Genomic DNA, 16,925 nt, shown 5'->3' with positions numbered 1-16,925 from the left:
CGCTTATTTTGCTTTATATATCTGTTGTTGTATACAATATTTAGGTACAAATAAATAAAACTGTAAGCAGTAAGACCGTATGCGACTTCTTATTATGGCAGATTATTGCAAAGAAGAGGTCTTACTTTTTGGAGGAAAAATCAAGCATGACTAAGTCACGCGTTTCAGCGCTATCTAACGATAACGCTAAGGATCTTCGCAACGGGGCGAAGGAGTCTGAGAAGGCTGCTAAGGGAGTAACGAACCCTAAAGAGGCGATTCTAAAGGCCGCTTCTTTTACAAAAGCGCCAAAAGTTTCTCAGAAAACCACCACTCGCGAAGAACGAGAGGCGTTGGCGTATCAGCAGGCTAAAGAGGTTAAAGAGGCCGAAAAGCTTGCGGATAGTGCGGTTAGAGGCCCGCTTGGAAGATGGTGGGCAAAGATACAAACCAGCTCCGATAAATTTACTTTGGGTATGTCAATTGTGGCATTGGGCGTTGTTTATGGAGATATTGGAACGTCTCCTTTGTACACTGCTCAAACATTCTTGGCAGGTCAAGGCGGATTACAAAACATTAGTCGCGAAGCGGTTTATGGCATGCTTTCCCTTGTGTTTTGGTCAATTACGCTAATCACAACAGTAAAATACGTATTTGTTGCAATGCGAACAGACAACAAGGGCGAAGGCGGAATTTTTGCTCTCTACTCGCTTATTAGGCGAAAAGGCGCATGGCTTGCGATTCCAGCAATGATTGGTGGCGCAGCGTTCCTTGCGGATTCTGTTCTAACTCCAGCAGTTTCAATATCTTCCGCAGTGGAAGGCTTGCGCACAATATCTGCGTTTAGGCCTATCTTCTTAGAAAACGACAATCTTTCTTTAATGATCACGGTAATTATTATTGTGATTCTGTTTTCTGTTCAACAGCGCGGAACCGAAAGAATTGGAAAAGTTTTCGGCATAGTCGTTATGATTTGGTTCGGATTCCTAGCGCTTGTTGGAATCATGAATATTGGCGAGAATCTGGCGATTTTTGAAGCTTTGAACCCAATTTACGGCCTAAAGTTCTTGTTTAGCTCGCACAATATGCAAGGAATGGCCTTAATGGGCATTATCTTCCTTTCTACAACTGGTGCGGAAGCTTTGTACTCCGATATGGGTCACGTTGGTCGCGGAAACGTTTATGTTACGTGGCCGTTTATTAAAGTTGCGCTTATTCTAAACTACTTCGGTCAAGGCAGTTGGATGCTTCAGCATCAAAACAATAAAGCATTGTGGTCTATAGAAGGCTTAAACCCGTTCTTCCAGATGCTTGGCCCAAACTTGCGCTACGTTGCTGTTGTGCTTTCTGTAACAGCGGGCATTATTGCATCCCAGGCTTTGATTACTGGTGCTTTTACTATGGTTTCGGAAGCTACCAGCCTTAACTGGATGCCTCATCTTCAAGTGCGATACCCTGCGCGAACTCGCGGCCAGCTTTATATTCCTGTTGTTAATTTTGTGCTCTGTCTTGCAACTCTTACAGTTTTGGCTGTGTTTAAGGATTCTGAGCATATATCTGGAGCGTACGGTCTTGCGCTTACGCTTACCATGATTGCAACAACAATACTTCTTACGGTTCACATGTGGTATCAAAATAAGAAGCTTGGCGCTTTAGTATTTGCTGTAGTCTTCCTGATTATTGAGATTTTGTTCTTTATAGCATCTATGGCAAAGTTTATGCACGGCGGCTGGTTTACCATGCTTCTTGGCGCTTCGATTTTGATTATTATGCTCACTTGGAAAGATGGCACTAAGATTGAGCGCTCGCAGCGATTGCACATGAAGCCTAAGGACTTTTTGCCTGTTCTAGATAAGTTGCACAGTGATTTTAGAATCCCTTATTTTGCAGATAACATTGTTTATTTGACTTCCGATAAGGAGATGAAGCGCCTAGATACTGGCATTTTCTTCTCGATTTTTGCGGATCATCCTAAGCGCGCTCGCGCGTGGTGGGCTGTTTCTGTAGAAACGGATGATGCTCCGTTTACTCGCGAATATTGCGTGGAGAATTTTGGAACGGATTATTTGTTCCGCGTTAAAATCAAGCTTGGATTTAAGGTTTCTCCTTCGATTCCTGCATATTTGCATCAAATTATGCACGATTTGTCGCACACGGGCGAGCTTCCGCAGCAGCAGTCTGTGTATCCTAAGGTAGATGCGGATCCAGATATTGGCCCAATTCGTTACGTTCTTTTGCACAAGGCGTTAATGCCGGAGTCGAATATTTCTTTGCGTGGCGCATTGTCGCTAAAAATGAAGTATGCGATTCGCCATATTGCTGGAACGCCAGTTAAGTGGTTTGGCTTAGCTCCGTATAATCCTGTTGTAGAAGTTCAGCCGTTGTTTGTTTCCACTCGTAGACCTCCTCGATTAAAGCGAGAAGAGGTTGCTTCTTCTAGAGCTGTTCAGTCTTTGCAAGGCAACGATGTTGCTGCACAAGCTTCGGTTGATGCCGAGCAAACTGCGATTATGAACGCTAGAGATATTGCTGCAGCGAATGTTTCTGCAGAAGTAAAGTCTGAAAATAAGTCTGGAAGCAAGTCCGAAAATAAGGAGACTAAAATATCTAATACTGGCAAAATCGCTAGAATAGATACTGGTCAGATTAAAGCAGTTAAAAAATAGCTAAAATCCATATTATTGCTTTATTGCTAATCGGCCGTTTGCGTTGGCTTGCGCATGTGCTTATGTTTGCTTGTGTGCTTGCTTGCAATAACGGCCGTTTTGTGATTGATGGGATTTAAGGAGTGCGATTGTTATGCTTGCAAATATTCCTGATTTTAATACGATTGAAAAGTTGCATCGCGCTGCCTCGCCTAGCGAAGACGCTTATAATCTTATTCATTGCCATTGTGTTGTTATTGCTACGATTTCTTGGATGATCGCAAGACACCAAAATCAGATGTTGGCTTTTAAGCAGCTTAATTTGAATAATGATTTTGAGAATTTTGCGGATTTTGCTGATTTTGCGGATAAGTCGCAAGCAGATGTTGAGCAAATTATGCTTAGTCAAATGTCTAAAATCAATGAAGATTTAAAAAACAGGTGTGATTTAGCAAAGTCGTGTCTTAAAAAGTTGATTGACGCAAATCTGCTTGAGCTTCCTAAAGTTAGTGGCGGAATCGCGCCGAAAGATTATGTAGACGAGTATGCGGCGTTTGCTGGCGGATTGTTGCACGATATTGGAACGTATTTTGTTTTAGCTAAAGACGGTTCAAAAGCAGCGAATGGCAAGTTGGAGTTTGACGGGCCGAATTATATTTTGCACGGTTTGCGCGGCTACAACTATTTGATTGATAACGGCTTTAGCGAAGATACTGCGCAATTTGCGCGTAATCATACGGGCGTTGGACTAACTCGCGAGCAAGTTGTTGCGCAAAATTTGCCGCTTCCTGCTGGCGATTATGTTCCGCGTACAGTTGAGCAAGAAATTGTGATGGTTGCTGATAAATACAACAGTAAGTCGATTCCGCCGCGATTTTTAACTGTAGATACGTATAGGCGTAAGGCTGCGCGCTTTGGTGAAGAGAACGCAAAGCGATGGATGTGCTTGGTTAATAAATACGGCAGGCCGAGTGTTTGCAAGCTTGCAGATTTCTTTGGGCTTAAGGTTGATTAAGCAAGGTTGATTAAGCAAGGTTGATTAAGCAAGGTTGATTAAGCTTTGCTTTTATGGCTATAAAGCCGCTAATCCAAGTGCAGTGTTTACTTCGGCTACAATATCGTGCATAGCAGCGCTTGCTGCAGCTGCGTCACCTTCCATAATTGCCTGCGTTACCTTTTTATGGTTTAATATCGCTTTTTTATTTGGTTTTTGCGGATAAAGATTTAGCTCAACCCTGCCGCGTAATACGCTTTCGACTATTGAACTAAGTTTTGCAAAAATCGGGTTACCGCTATTTGCAAGCAAAAGAGTATGGAACTGGATATCTAATTCATGAAAATCTGCCAGTCTATTTTCTTCTACCGCTTTTACCATATCGTGACCAATTACGCCCAATTTATAGCGTATTTCTACATCTCCGCGTAATGCACATCCAGCTGCTGCGGCAGGTTCTACAACAAGACGAAGTTCTGTTAATGCTCGTAGTTCATTTTCTCTGTATGGTGAATGTAGTTTCCATGTGATTACTCGTGTATTTAAATCGTCCCAATTTTCTGGATTGCAAGCTATTACGCCTGTTCCGCGTTGAAATTGTACGCAACCCAAAGATGCTAATAGTCTTGTTGCTTCTCGAGCTACTGTTCTAGATATTCCATATTGTTTTTGAATATCTTCTAGTTTTCGATTAGTTTTTGGCTCCCATTTGTTATTTACTATTTCATCTGCGAGAGAATCTGCTATAGATAGATGTAAAGGAGCGTTTTCGGTCACTAAGTCACTAGAAATTTGACTTTGTGTGGTATTAGACACCATATTTGCCTCGCAGTTTTATGTATATTTATGGTTTCATCCTAGCAAATAGAAAATGAAAATATAGTTATGCTCAAAAAATAACACATTAAAGACTCTTAATTCTTTGACAAAGAGTCTTTGTGTGGTATTCTTATAGTGTTGTCAATAACAAAGGAGCTATTATGGCGATTCACATTGTAGTGATGGGCGTTGCTGGTTGCGGCAAGTCTACTGTTTCTGAGGCAATTCGTGATCAACTTGGTTACACTCTGGCAGAAGGTGATGATTTTCATCCAAAAGCTAATATAGATAAAATGTCCGCAGGAATTGCGCTAACAGATGAAGATCGTTGGCCTTGGTTGGATCTTATTAACAAATGGATGGTTGCGCGTGAAAGTCTTGGAGAAAACACAGTTGTTTCAAGCTCTGCATTAAAACGGTCATATCGCGAAGTTCTTTCTAAAAATCTAAACGTGTACTTCTTGCATTTAAACGGAAGCCATGAGTTAATAGCGCAGAGGCTAAAAGATCGTAAAGGACACTTTATGCCACCATCTTTATTGCCAAGTCAGTTCGCAATTTTGGAGCCTCTAGGTAAAGAAGAAAACGGAACCGTTATATCGATTGAAGGTTCTGTTGAAGATATGGTTCATAGAGCTATCAAAGCAGTGAAAACATATGAACAATCGCAGCTGCAAAAACAATTGTAAATGTAAAAATAGTCGCAATTGTAAAGCATAACAATTGTAAAGCAGCACAAAAAATATACATTCAAAAATTACTAACGCAAATAACAAAGTTGTTAGCGTATTGATCGTAAACAAAAGATCACAAGGAATTATAAATAAAGCATCACAATAATTAAAACAATTCACAAAATCATGGAGGATTTATGAGTGGGTTAATTCTTGCGGCAATATTAGGTATAGCGCTTATTGTCGTACTTATTGCAGTGGTAAAAGTACATCCTTTCCTATCGTTAATGATTGGTTCGATTGCAACTGCAATCATTGCAGGAGTTCCATATGATAAAAGTCTTACAAGCTTTACTAATGGAGTTGGTTCCACAGCATCAGGAGTTGGATTACTCATTGCTTTAGGCGGAATTATTGGAATTCTTCTTACGCGTTCTGGTGGAGCAGACGTGATTTGTGACACCATACTTAAGAAAGCTCCAGAACATAAGCTTCCATGGGCCATGGCTCTGAGCGCATTTATTGTTGGAATTCCACTGTTCTTTGAAGTTGGTGTAGTGATACTTATACCAATTATTCTTCTTGTTGCTCGTCGTACAAAAATGCCAGTAATTGCTCTCGGCATACCAGCGCTCGCAGGCTTATCGGCTTTGCATGCTTTTGTACCGCCACATCCTGGACCACTTGTTGCTATTGATGCTTTGCATGCAAACCTTGGATTGACTTTGGCTTTTGGTTTGATTATCGCCATACCAACTGTAGCAATCGCAGGACCTCTAATGGTTCATTGGATGGTAAAAATGGTTCCTATTCAAGCTAAGCAAGAAGAAGACAATAAGAAGGAAGATAAGCCACAAAATCGTCCTACATTCGCGGAAGCGTCTAGCGTAATTTTACTTCCAGTAATTCTTATGCTTGCAGCCAGTGTTGTTGATATTACGGGGCAATCAAAATCTACATTTGGTAGTGTAATCGCATGGATTGGAACACCACTTGAAGCTCTTACAATCACTACTATTTTTGCGATGATATTATTTGCTATTCGCGCAAAGTGGAGTAGGGATACATTAAATTCTCTGGTAGGCCTTTCGTTCTCCTCAATTGCAAGTATCTTGTTGATCGTTGCTGCTGGAGGTGGATTCAAGCAAACTCTTGTAGATTCTGGAATTGGTAAAGTTATTGCTACGGGCATTGTTCAGGCAAATCTTAATCCTCTTCTTGCTGGATGGATTGTCGCTGTACTAATTAGATTGGCAACTGGATCTGCAACCGTTGCAACCGTAACGGCATCTGGAATTGTTGCACCTTTGGCTGCAAATCTAAATCAAGTACAATTAGCGTTACTCGTACTAGCTATTGGTGCTGGATCAATCTTCTTATCTCATGTAAATGATGCTGGATTCTGGTTGGTTAAAGAATATTTCGGTATGAGCGTAGGACAAACATTTAAAACATGGTCATTAATGGAAACGGTATTGTCTGTTGTTGGGCTTGCAATTATTATGCTAGTTTCTGCTGTTGTTCCTGTGTTCATATGAAATTAAAAAGATTATCTGAATAAGTTTTGTGTAGGAACAGATGGTTTGTACAAATATTTTTTGCAGATATTTGTAGCAGATATCTTTGAAAATTCTTTATAAGAACCATTAGATACAAAAGATACAGACGTCAGAATTATTTTATAAAAATTTTATAAGACAGTTTTGCAAAAGTTATTAAAAGTTATCAAAAAATTTGAAAGAAGGAATTTATTATGCAATTAGGTGTTATCGGTTTAGGACGCATGGGTGGAAACATGGTTAAGCGCTTGCGCGAAGGAGGTCATGAAGTTGTTGGATACGATGTTAGTGCCGAATCAAATCGAGATGTTGACTCTTTAGAAAAATTGGTACAAAGACTTTCTAGTCCGCGTATTGTATGGGTTATGGTTCCAGCTGGTTCTCCTACAGACACAACTATCGAAAAATTAAGCAATCTTCTCGAAGATAATGACCTAGTAATTGATGGAGGCAATACTAGGTATGTTGATGATCAGCGTCATTCTGCTGAATTAAAAGCAAAAGGAATCCATTTTATGGATGTTGGAGTTTCAGGAGGAGTTTGGGGCTCGACTCGTGGATACGCATTGATGGCTGGCGGCTCCGATGAAGATTATCAGAGAATGCTACCAATTTTCGAGACTTTGAAGCCTGAAGGCCCTGACGGACTCGTTCACGCTGGTGCTGTTGGCGGTGGTCATTTTGCCAAGATGGTTCACAATGGAATTGAATATGGCATGATGCAGGCTTTTGGTGAAGGCTTTGCAACAATGATGCGTTCAGAATTAATAGATGATCCAGCTAAGGTTATGTCTTCATGGCGCCAAGGTTCTGTTGTTCAGTCTTGGCTTCTTGACTTATTCGCGCGCGCTGCAAAAGACGATCCAACATTAGAATCTATGCCTCCTGTTGCTAATGAGTCTGGTGAAGCAAAGTGGATGGTTGAAGCTGCACTTGAACTTGGTGTTCCAACCCCAGTTACCGCATGCTCATTGTGGGCTCGCCAAGTATCTCGCGGAGGTGGAGATGACACTTTGCGAGTAGTTTCATCGTTGCGTGCGCAGTTTGGTGGCCATGTGACTAAAAAATAGTCAAAGTAAGTAGAAAATATCTAAGGTAAAAATAGGTAAAATAGGTAAAAAATAGATAAAGATTGTATAGATGGGCAGTTATGTGTTAATTGCCCATCTATTTTTGTTTGCGACACTCCCGGGTTTTGGTTTTTGGGGTGTTTTTCTTGTTTTTTTGGATTATTTTTGTTGTGTTTTTGTTGGTGTGTGGTTACTTGCGACTTTTTATCGTGTTTTGATCGTGTTTTCAACACGCCGATGTTTTGGCTTTGTTTCAATGGTTTTGGCTTGTTGGCTTGTGTGTGATTTGCTTTTGGGCTTGCTTTGGTGTAAGTTTATCTCTTGCTGCTCAGCGCGGCTGGTTCTCCTCGGTTGAGGTTGATGAGCTGGCTGGTGTGGTGGTGGTTTGAGAACTCAAGAGCGTGTCTGTACTACTTATTAGTTAATTATTGCCAGTTCATTGTCAGCCTCACAGATTGTGGGGTGCCTGAGAGATGGTTAAATGATGGTGAGGTTTTTTGTTGGGATGTTCTTTCCTTAAAGAATGTCTCGTCTTTTTCTTTTATATTGGAGCCTTTTGTTGGCTCTTCATTGAAGTTTTTCGTGGAGGGTTCGATTCTGGCTCAGGATGAACGCTGGCGGCGTGCTTAACACATGCAAGTCGAACGGGATCTGACCAGCTTGCTGGTTGGTGAGAGTGGCGAACGGGTGAGTAATGCGTGACCAACCTGCCCCATGCTCCAGAATAGCTCTTGGAAACGGGTGGTAATGCTGGATGCTCCAACTTGACGCATGTCTTGTTGGGAAAGTGTTTAGTGGCATGGGATGGGGTCGCGTCCTATCAGCTTGTAGGCGGGGTAATGGCCCACCTAGGCTTCGACGGGTAGCCGGCCTGAGAGGGCGGACGGCCACATTGGGACTGAGATACGGCCCAGACTCCTACGGGAGGCAGCAGTGGGGAATATTGCGCAATGGGGGAAACCCTGACGCAGCGACGCCGCGTGCGGGATGAAGGCCTTCGGGTTGTAAACCGCTTTTGATTGGGAGCAAGCTTTCGGGTGAGTGTACCTTTCGAATAAGCGCCGGCTAACTACGTGCCAGCAGCCGCGGTAATACGTAGGGCGCAAGCGTTATCCGGAATTATTGGGCGTAAAGAGCTTGTAGGCGGTTCGTCGCGTCTGGTGTGAAAGCCCATCGCTTAACGGTGGGTTTGCGCCGGGTACGGGCGGGCTAGAGTGCAGTAGGGGAGACTGGAATTCCCGGTGTAACGGTGGAATGTGTAGATATCGGGAAGAACACCAATGGCGAAGGCAGGTCTCTGGGCTGTTACTGACGCTGAGAAGCGAAAGCGTGGGGAGCGAACAGGATTAGATACCCTGGTAGTCCACGCCGTAAACGGTGGACGCTGGATGTGGGGCCCATTCCACGGGTTCTGTGTCGGAGCTAACGCGTTAAGCGTCCCGCCTGGGGAGTACGGCCGCAAGGCTAAAACTCAAAGAAATTGACGGGGGCCCGCACAAGCGGCGGAGCATGCGGATTAATTCGATGCAACGCGAAGAACCTTACCTGGGCTTGACATGTGCCTGTCGACTGCAGAGATGTGGTTTCCCTTCGGGGCAGGTTCACAGGTGGTGCATGGTCGTCGTCAGCTCGTGTCGTGAGATGTTGGGTTAAGTCCCGCAACGAGCGCAACCCTCGCCCTGTGTTGCCAGCGGGTTATGCCGGGAACTCACGGGGGACCGCCGGGGTTAACTCGGAGGAAGGTGGGGATGACGTCAGATCATCATGCCCCTTACGTCCAGGGCTTCACGCATGCTACAATGGCCGGTACAACGGGATGCGACATGGTGACATGGAGCGGATCCCTTAAAACCGGTCTCAGTTCGGATCGTAGTCTGCAACTCGACTACGTGAAGGCGGAGTCGCTAGTAATCGCGAATCAGCAACGTCGCGGTGAATGCGTTCCCGGGCCTTGTACACACCGCCCGTCAAGTCATGAAAGTGGGCAGCACCCGAAGCCGGTGGCCTAACCCTTTTGGGATGGAGCCGTCTAAGGTGAGGCTCGTGATTGGGACTAAGTCGTAACAAGGTAGCCGTACCGGAAGGTGCGGCTGGATCACCTCCTTTCTACGGAGTTTTTGTGCACGCTCAGTTGAGTGTGGTTACTGGTGTGGAAAACAATAGTTAACGTTTTGTGAGTGTGTTGGGCATGCTTTTGGGTTCCCGGATTGCCACCCCCCTTTTGTTTGGGGTTGCGGTCCTAGCCCTTGGATTACAGGTTGAGGCTTTTTGGTTTTTGGCTTGTGTTCTTGGTGTTTGGTGGTTTGAGAACTGGATAGTGGACGCGAGTAAGAATAGTGAGACTATTTTTGGTTTTGCTTGTTTTTACTTTTATCAATTTCAACCGGCTCCATTTTGGTGGAGTCGCTTGATCGTTTTGTGATCGTTTAGTGTGATGATTTATTGTCTAGAGAGTTAAGCGATAGGCTTTTTACTGGTGTATCACTGGTAAGGGCGTATGGTGGATGCCTTGGTAGACAGGACCGATGAAGGACGTGACGGGCTGCGATATGCCTCGGGGAGCTGCCGAGTGGGCTTTGATCCGAGGATTTCCGAATGGGGAGACCCGGCCACTGTTATGGGTGGTCACCACAGTTTTTGTGGGGGGTACGCAGGGAAGTGAAACATCTCAGTACCTGCAGGAAAGGATACTCCGTGAGTAGTGGCGAGCGAAAGCGGATCAGGCTAAACCGAGTACGTGTGATAACCGTCAGGTGTTGCGTATTCGGGGTCGTGGGATTGACTGTTCAGCCTCTGACGGGGTTGAGGAGAGTGATAAAACATCGTGTTATGTGAATGGGATTGAATTCCCAGCCGTAGAGGGTGATGGCCCCGTAGCAGGTCGTGCGATGTCTCTTTATGTTTATTCCCAAGTAGCGCGGGCCTCGTGGAATCCCGCGTGAATCTGCCCAGACCGTTGGGTAAGCCTAAGTATTCCTGTCTGACCGATAGTGTACTAGTACCGTGAGGGAAAGGTGAAAAGCACCCCGGGAGGGGAGTGAAATAGTTCCTGAAACCGTGCGCTTACAATCCGTCGGAGCCTTCTTGTGGGGTGACGGCGTGCCTATCGAAAAATGAGTCTGCGAGTCAGTGGTATGTGGCGAGGCTAACCCGGGTGGGGGAGCCGTAGCGAAAGCGAGTTTTAAAAGGCGTTTTAGTCGCATGTCCTGGACCCGAAGCGGGATGATCTAGCCCTGAGCAGGTTGAAGCGCGGGTAAGACCGTGTGGAGGACCGAACCCACCTAGGTTGAAAACTGGGGGGATGACTTGGGGTTAGGGGTGAAAGGCCAATCAAATTCCGTGATAGCTGGTTCTCTCCGAAATGCATTTAGGTGCAGCGTCATGTTATTGCTTACAGGGGGTAGAGCTACTGGATGCTTGCGGGCCCATACCGGGTACTAATAGCAGCCAAACTCCGAATACCTGTTAGGTTTATCATGGCAGTGAGTCGGCGGGGGATAAGCTCCGTCGTCAAAAGGGAAACAGCCCTGATCGTCGTCTAAGGTCCCGAAGCGCGTGCTAAGTGGGAAAGGATGTGGAGTCGCATAGACAGCCAGGAGGTTGGCTCAGAAGCAGCCATCCTTGAAAGAGTGCGTAACAGCTCACTGGTCTAGTGGTTCCGCGCCGACAATGTAGCGGGGCTTAAGCACGCCACCGAAGACGCGGCTGCGTGATTTTTTCACGCGGGGTAGGAGAGCGTCCTGTATGGGGTGAAGCGGCAGTGTGAACTTGTCGTGGACTATACGGGAGTGAGAATGCAGACATGAGTAGCGAGAGACAGGTGTGAATCCTGTCCGCTGAATGACTAAGGGTTCCGGGGCCACGTTCGTCGTCCCCGGGTGAGTCGAGTCCTAAGGCGAGGCCGACAGGCGTAGTCGAATGGATGAACGGGTTGATATTCCCGTACCGGTGTTACACCGTTCGAACTGAATCTGAGAGTACTAACCTTCGTTATTCTGGTTGATTGCCTTTCGGGGTTTTCTTCTGGTTTAGTGTTGGGAGCGTATCGGTAGTAGGTTAGCGTGGGAGTGACGCAGGTAGGTAGCCGGCTGCGGAGGTGGTTTTCCGTGGCTAAGCGTGTGGGCTGTCCTCTAGGTAAATCCGGGGGATGTTTAAGCTGAGGCGTGATGGGTAGGCCGTATGGCTGATTCCGGTGATCCTGCTTGCCGAGAAAAGCTTCAACGTGAGGTGTGATTCCGCTCGTACCCTAAACCGACACTGGTGGTCTGGTAGAGTATACCGAAGCGATCGGGCGAATCCTGGCCAAGGAACTCGGCAAATTACTCCCGTGCCTTCGGCATAAGGGAGACCCTTGATGGTGATGTTTTTTACAAGCGGAGCTGTTGGGGGTGGCACAAGCTAGGGGGTAGCGACTGTTTACCAAAAACACAGGAGCGTGCGAAGGCGTAAGCCGCTGTATACGCTCTGACGCCTGCCCGGTGCCGGAAGGTTAAGAGGATCCGTTAGCTTTGGCGAAGCGGTGAATTTAAGCCCCGGTAAACGGCGGTGGTAACTATAACCATCCTAAGGTAGCGAAATTCCTTGTCGGGTAAGTTCCGACCTGCACGAATGGCGTAACGACTTCCCCACTGTCTCGGCCAGGAGCCCGGCGAAATTGCAGTACGAGTAAAGATGCTCGTTAAGCGCAGAAGGACGAAAAGACCCCGGGACCTTTACTATACCTTGGTATTGTCGTTAGGTGTGGATCGTGTAGCATAGGCGGGAGGCTGTGAAGCGTGGGCGCTAGCTTGCGTGGAGTCAATAAGTGAAATACCGCTCTTTCCATATCTGGCGTCTAACCTCGACACGTTATCCGTGTTAGGGACAGTGCCTGGCGGGTAGTTTAACTGGGGCGGTTGCCTCCTAAAGAGTAACGGAGGCGCTCAATGGTCCGCTCAGCCCGGTTGGCAATCGGGTGTTGAGTGTAATCGCACAAGCGGGCTTGACTGTGAGACTGACGGGTCGAGCAGGGACGAAAGTCGGAGATAGTGATCCGGTGCCGGCGTACGGACGTGGCATCGCTCAACGGATAAAAGGTACCCCGGGGATAACAGGCTGATCATTCCCAAGAGTCCATATCGACGGGATGGTTTGGCACCTCGATGTCGGCTCGTCGCATCCTGGGGCTGGAGCAGGTCCCAAGGGTTCGGCTGTTCGCCGATTAAAGCGGCACGCGAGCTGGGTTCAGAACGTCGTGAGACAGTTTGGTCTCTATCCTCTGCGCTCGTTGGAATGTTGAGGAGACCTGCCCATAGTACGAGAGGACCTGGGTGGACGAACCTCTGGTATGCCGGTCGTCACGCCAGTGGCGCTGCCGGTTAGCTACGTTTGGAAGGGATAACCGCTGAAAGCATCTAAGCGGGAAGCCTGCTCCAAGATTAGCATTCCTTGCACTTTGTGTGTGAGCCCCCATGTAGAACACGTGGTTGATAGGCTGGATGTGGAAGCCCTGTAAGGGGTGGAGCTGACCAGTACTAATGGGCGATTGTGATACTACTTGTATTGCTTATCGTTTAATTCTCTTAGATAGTATGGAGTGTTAAACGGTCATTTTATGGTTAAGTTGTTGATTTTGATGATTGTTCTTCTTGTTGCTCGCGTTCATGTCCGGTTCCCAAACCGCCAGCTTGCCGCTCGCTTATAGTGAGTGTATAATCTAGTTTTGCGGTGGTCATGGCTCAGGTGAGACGCCCGGTCCCATTCCGAACCCGGAAGCTAAGGCCTGATACGGTGAGGGTACTGCACTCGATAGGGTGTGGGAGACTAACACGCTGCCGCATTATTCTTCTAGCGGGGAGTTTCAACTCCCCGCTTTTTTATTATTTAAAACCAGGTCGTCGCGCGCGTGATGCAAATATAACAAATCTGTAGTGCGATTGCGCTGAAACATGTTAGTGTAAAGAATCTTGTTAGCGTAAAGAGTAGTGTGTAAGTGTAGCTTTAATACAATTAAACTGATTAAACGGAAGTATGTATGAAAAAGGCTCTTATTAACATTGATTACACGAATGATTTCGTTGCAAATGACGGCTCGCTTACAGTAGGAGAGCCTGCACAAAAGCTCGAGAAGCGCATTACAGAGATATCACAAGAATTTCTTGATGCTGGTGAATTCGTGGTTTTTGCAATCGACACGCATCATCTAAACGACCCGTATCATCCAGAAACTAAGCTTTTCCCACCTCACAATATTGCTGGAACACATGGCCAGGAGCTCTATGGAACTCTTGGTGATTTTTATGAGGCAAATAAAGATAAAAGCAACGTGTATTACATTCACAAGACTCGCTACTCTTCGTTTAATGGCACGGATTTGCTGATTAAGCTTCGCGAGCGTCATATTGAGGAGCTGCACTTGGTGGGAGTTTGCACGGATATTTGCGTGCTTCACACTGCTGTTGACGCGTATAATCTTGGCTTCAAAATCGTAGTTCACAAAGATGCAGTCGCAAGCTTTGATCCGCAAGGTCACGAGTGGGCGCTTCGTCATTTTAAGACTTGCCTTAATGCGGATATTGTAGAAGGCTAAGATCTTAGCTAAAAATATAAATAATTATTAAATAGCTATTAAGAACAATTGCGCTGGTTGCTTTGAGCTGCCAGCGTTTTTGTTTATCGGAGTGTCGACTTGACTATTAATGAGAATCATTATTATTATTGTTAGACGTTGTATGGATATCTTCAATAGTCATTCGTGAAAGAAGAGCGCGAATAGGCGAAATAGAGAAGATGAAGTGTAGAGAGCGAAACAGTAATATGACTAAGGTCATTAAGAATATGGTAAAACGCGCGTTCGCGATGTGCGGCGTTGGAATACTTGCGTTTGCGGTGCTGGTATCGGGGTTCAGTGCTGCAAATCCTGCGGTTGCAGATGAAGGCGAACCTGAACATGTGTGGGTTGGCAGTGACGAAATTAAGGGCGATTCATATTTGCCTAACGAGAGCATAACGGTTAAATCTGGTCACGTAGATGCTTTTTATGCGTTTCAAACAAGCGCAAGCAGTGAGCTTAAAATGGGCTTTAGCTACGGAAACGTAATTTACAATCCAAAAAACGTAACTATGACAGTTGATAATTCGTCATACTACACAGAAAATCTTCCTTATAAAAACGCTAGTAATATTCCTTTTGACGCTTCAAAAGGCTATTGGCGTTTGAACGGATCTGGAAATAATCAAAGTAGTGAAGTATTCCCTGGCTGGGATTCGTCTAATGCGCGTTTTTCTGTAGGAGTAAAAGATCCAGTAAACGCTTGCGCTGATATTGTAATCGACAAAATTGTAGGCCCTAAAGATGGGCGCGTTCTTGCGTGGGTGCAAAAAACCGACAGCAATAATGCTACTTTTGCAAAATCTTTAGAAGCGCACGATAAAGACGACGAGAATACTGCCGGAAGCCGATTTGTAATGCCTGGTATTATTCACCAGTCAATGGTCGGCCATGAGCATGCTGATTGGGTATTTACAAAACCTGGAACCTATAAAATTAGTGCTTACACAATAGTAAAAAATAAAGAAAACGGAAAAACTGTTACTTCCGAGCACGCAACATACACTTTTAACGTAAATCCTAACGCTGTTCACTCAGTTGAAAGCGAAACAGAAACGCTGCAAATGGATCCTGATCGCGTGCCTCCAACAAAAGATCCTAAATTTGTTGAAGAATCGTTGTCTGGCAGCACACATTGCAGAGAGGACGACAGTAATATTTGCATTGTTGGCGTGAGAAATACCGGTTCGCACCCGCATTACCACTCGTATGAGCCTGGTGGAGAAGTCACTCTTTCGGTGTATTTGCCCAAATCAATACGTGGTAAAAAAGGTACGACCCCATCTTGGACGTATATTCGCGAAGACGAAATGGGCGCTAATTTTTCATACGATTTTGGCAGCAATCCGCCAGTAGGGGATAGAGAACCAGATTTTAAGGAAACATTCACCATTCCGGCAGAGCCTGCATTAAATGGGATGCTTGTTAATGCAACAATAACCGGTGGAACAGAGCTTGGGTTGGGCTTTGGTGACGACAGAGATACAGTAAGAATTGATGTAGACGATCATGGTGCTGATGGAAGGCCTGTGGTTGCCGCGGTTGGTAGGATGAAGCCTCTTGAAGTTGGAGATACGTTAAATCTTCGTTCTGTGCTTTATAGTCCACGAGTATCTGTTATTAAAGGCGAAAAACAGGATCCAGACGTTCAGGTTACTTCTATAGTAAAAAGGCATGTTTGGCTTATTAAAAAAGCAGGCGAAACAAAATTTAAGTACTTGTCTAAAGAAGAAGGTAAGAAATTAAATTTGAAGATTGACGAAACTATGGATGGTGCCATTATTCGTTCGTCGCTTGTGCTTGATAATGGCGAATTGTATAGAAATGAAGAATTCAATGATTTTACAGATTATCAAATCTGGTTGAAGTCTTCTGGGAAAGAATCTCCTGATAATAAGAACGGCAATAAGAATAATAAAAATAAAAATAATAAAAATAAGAAACGTAATAAAAATAATAAGAAGAACAAAAAGCATAAGAAAAATAAAAACCATAAGTCTGAAGAAGATTCGTCTGAAGGAGATTCGGGAGAAGATTCAGAAGTAGGAAATTCGTCTGAAGAATCCGGAGAAAATCTAGGTGCGGAGAATCAGTCTAAAAATGAAAATTCCGAAAGTAATAATTCGGAATCTTCTGGCGCTGAGCAGAATAATCTTCATAAAGCTGGCAGCACTCCATTGGCTGGTAAAACTCAATCAAAAGGCGGACTCGCAAATTCTGGTGGTGGTTTTACAAAATCAGCTTCTGGAACCGTGGGTGGGTTGCGTCATAGTAGATCTTCTTCAAAGAATGCTAAAAAGCTGAAAAAAGTTAAGCTTCTTAGAAAAAAGAGTAAAAAATCTATTAAGAGTGCCTCATATGAGTCTGAAAAAAACAACGATGGGTATTCAGAAAACTTAACCGACGGAGAAGAATCCCAAGAAGAAAAAGATTATAAAACAAAGTGGGTGGCAGCAGCCGTTGGAACTGCAAGCGTGAGTTTATGCACAATAACGGGTGCTGGGGCGTTCTTGATAAAGCCACGCGTAAAGCTGTTGTAGAAAGCTGATTGCACAACTTTAGAAAAACATAATATACAAAATCAAATTTAGGACTT

At 45.0% G+C, this 16,925-nt stretch carries 9 protein-coding genes and 3 rRNA genes; 11 read left to right on the top strand and 1 reads right to left on the bottom strand.

Annotation, left to right across the window (positions count from 1 at the left end; genetic code table 11):
• Nucleotides 1-146 precede the first annotated feature (146 nt).
• Both NYP69_RS03925 and NYP69_RS03920 read left to right on the top strand, forming a co-directional pair.
• Complete coding sequence (locus NYP69_RS03925; RefSeq protein WP_102705147.1) at nucleotides 147-2,645, top strand: KUP/HAK/KT family potassium transporter; 2,499 nt, start codon at nucleotides 147-149, stop codon at nucleotides 2,643-2,645.
• Between the two features lie 133 nt (nucleotides 2,646-2,778).
• The gene (locus NYP69_RS03920) at nucleotides 2,779-3,639 is read left to right on the top strand and encodes an HD domain-containing protein (RefSeq protein WP_415694893.1); all 861 of its coding nucleotides are present in this window, start codon (nucleotides 2,779-2,781) and stop codon (nucleotides 3,637-3,639) included.
• Nucleotides 3,640-3,696: 57 nt separating this feature from the next.
• Here NYP69_RS03920 and NYP69_RS03915 read toward each other — a convergent pair whose 3' ends face one another.
• Nucleotides 3,697-4,437 carry a FadR/GntR family transcriptional regulator gene (locus NYP69_RS03915; protein ID WP_016795326.1) on the bottom strand — a complete coding sequence of 247 codons (741 nt, stop codon included), beginning with the start codon at nucleotides 4,435-4,437 and terminating at the stop codon, nucleotides 3,697-3,699.
• Nucleotides 4,438-4,598: 161 nt separating this feature from the next.
• On the opposite strand from NYP69_RS03915, the gene NYP69_RS03910 reads away from it, so the two are divergent.
• The 9 genes from NYP69_RS03910 to NYP69_RS03870 all read left to right on the top strand — a co-directional run bounded on the left by NYP69_RS03910 (nucleotide 4,599) and on the right by NYP69_RS03870 (nucleotide 16,869).
• A complete protein-coding gene (locus NYP69_RS03910; RefSeq protein ID WP_004132207.1) occupies nucleotides 4,599-5,126 on the top strand; it encodes a gluconokinase in 528 nt (175 codons plus the stop codon).
• A gap of 182 nt (nucleotides 5,127-5,308) precedes the next feature.
• The gene (locus NYP69_RS03905) at nucleotides 5,309-6,649 is read left to right on the top strand and encodes a GntP family permease (protein WP_004112718.1); all 1,341 of its coding nucleotides are present in this window, start codon (nucleotides 5,309-5,311) and stop codon (nucleotides 6,647-6,649) included.
• Between the two features lie 215 nt (nucleotides 6,650-6,864).
• A complete protein-coding gene (gene gnd, locus NYP69_RS03900; RefSeq protein ID WP_004138455.1) occupies nucleotides 6,865-7,740 on the top strand; it encodes a phosphogluconate dehydrogenase (NAD(+)-dependent, decarboxylating) in 876 nt (291 codons plus the stop codon).
• 242 nt (nucleotides 7,741-7,982) lie between these two features.
• Nucleotides 7,983-8,129, top strand: coding sequence for a hypothetical protein (locus NYP69_RS03895; RefSeq protein ID WP_473412952.1), 147 nt, complete (start codon nucleotides 7,983-7,985; stop codon nucleotides 8,127-8,129).
• A gap of 190 nt (nucleotides 8,130-8,319) precedes the next feature.
• Nucleotides 8,320-9,846 (top strand): 16S ribosomal RNA (locus NYP69_RS03890).
• Between the two features lie 371 nt (nucleotides 9,847-10,217).
• Nucleotides 10,218-13,276 (top strand): 23S ribosomal RNA (locus NYP69_RS03885).
• Between the two features lie 166 nt (nucleotides 13,277-13,442).
• Nucleotides 13,443-13,559: ribosomal RNA gene (gene rrf, locus NYP69_RS03880) — 5S ribosomal RNA — on the top strand.
• Together the 16S, 23S and 5S rRNA genes form the textbook arrangement of a ribosomal RNA operon.
• 194 nt (nucleotides 13,560-13,753) lie before the next feature.
• Nucleotides 13,754-14,308 carry a cysteine hydrolase family protein gene (locus tag NYP69_RS03875; RefSeq protein WP_116286115.1) on the top strand — a complete coding sequence of 185 codons (555 nt, stop codon included), beginning with the start codon at nucleotides 13,754-13,756 and terminating at the stop codon, nucleotides 14,306-14,308.
• A 227-nt stretch (nucleotides 14,309-14,535) separates the two neighbouring features.
• Nucleotides 14,536-16,869, top strand: coding sequence for a choice-of-anchor M domain-containing protein (locus NYP69_RS03870; protein ID WP_473412951.1), 2,334 nt, complete (start codon nucleotides 14,536-14,538; stop codon nucleotides 16,867-16,869).
• The last annotated feature ends 56 nt before the right edge of the window (nucleotides 16,870-16,925 follow it).

It is taken from the genome of Gardnerella sp. c17Ua_118 (genome assembly GCF_055804255.1).
The sequence above is the reverse complement of the archived record's forward strand: the minus strand, read 5'-3'. Positions and strand labels throughout refer to the sequence as shown.

Coding starts and splice junctions, on each gene's coding strand:
- NYP69_RS03925 (WP_102705147.1), top strand. CDS start 147: ATGACTAAGTCACGCGTTTCAGCGCTATCTAACGATAACGCTAAGGAT.
- NYP69_RS03875 (WP_116286115.1), top strand. CDS start 13,754: ATGAAAAAGGCTCTTATTAACATTGATTACACGAATGATTTCGTTGCA.
- NYP69_RS03915 (WP_016795326.1), bottom strand. CDS start 4,437: ATGGTGTCTAATACCACACAAAGTCAAATTTCTAGTGACTTAGTGACC.
- gnd (WP_004138455.1), top strand. CDS start 6,865: ATGCAATTAGGTGTTATCGGTTTAGGACGCATGGGTGGAAACATGGTT.
- NYP69_RS03905 (WP_004112718.1), top strand. CDS start 5,309: ATGAGTGGGTTAATTCTTGCGGCAATATTAGGTATAGCGCTTATTGTC.
- NYP69_RS03870 (WP_473412951.1), top strand. CDS start 14,536: ATGACTAAGGTCATTAAGAATATGGTAAAACGCGCGTTCGCGATGTGC.
- NYP69_RS03910 (WP_004132207.1), top strand. CDS start 4,599: ATGGCGATTCACATTGTAGTGATGGGCGTTGCTGGTTGCGGCAAGTCT.
- NYP69_RS03920 (WP_415694893.1), top strand. CDS start 2,779: ATGCTTGCAAATATTCCTGATTTTAATACGATTGAAAAGTTGCATCGC.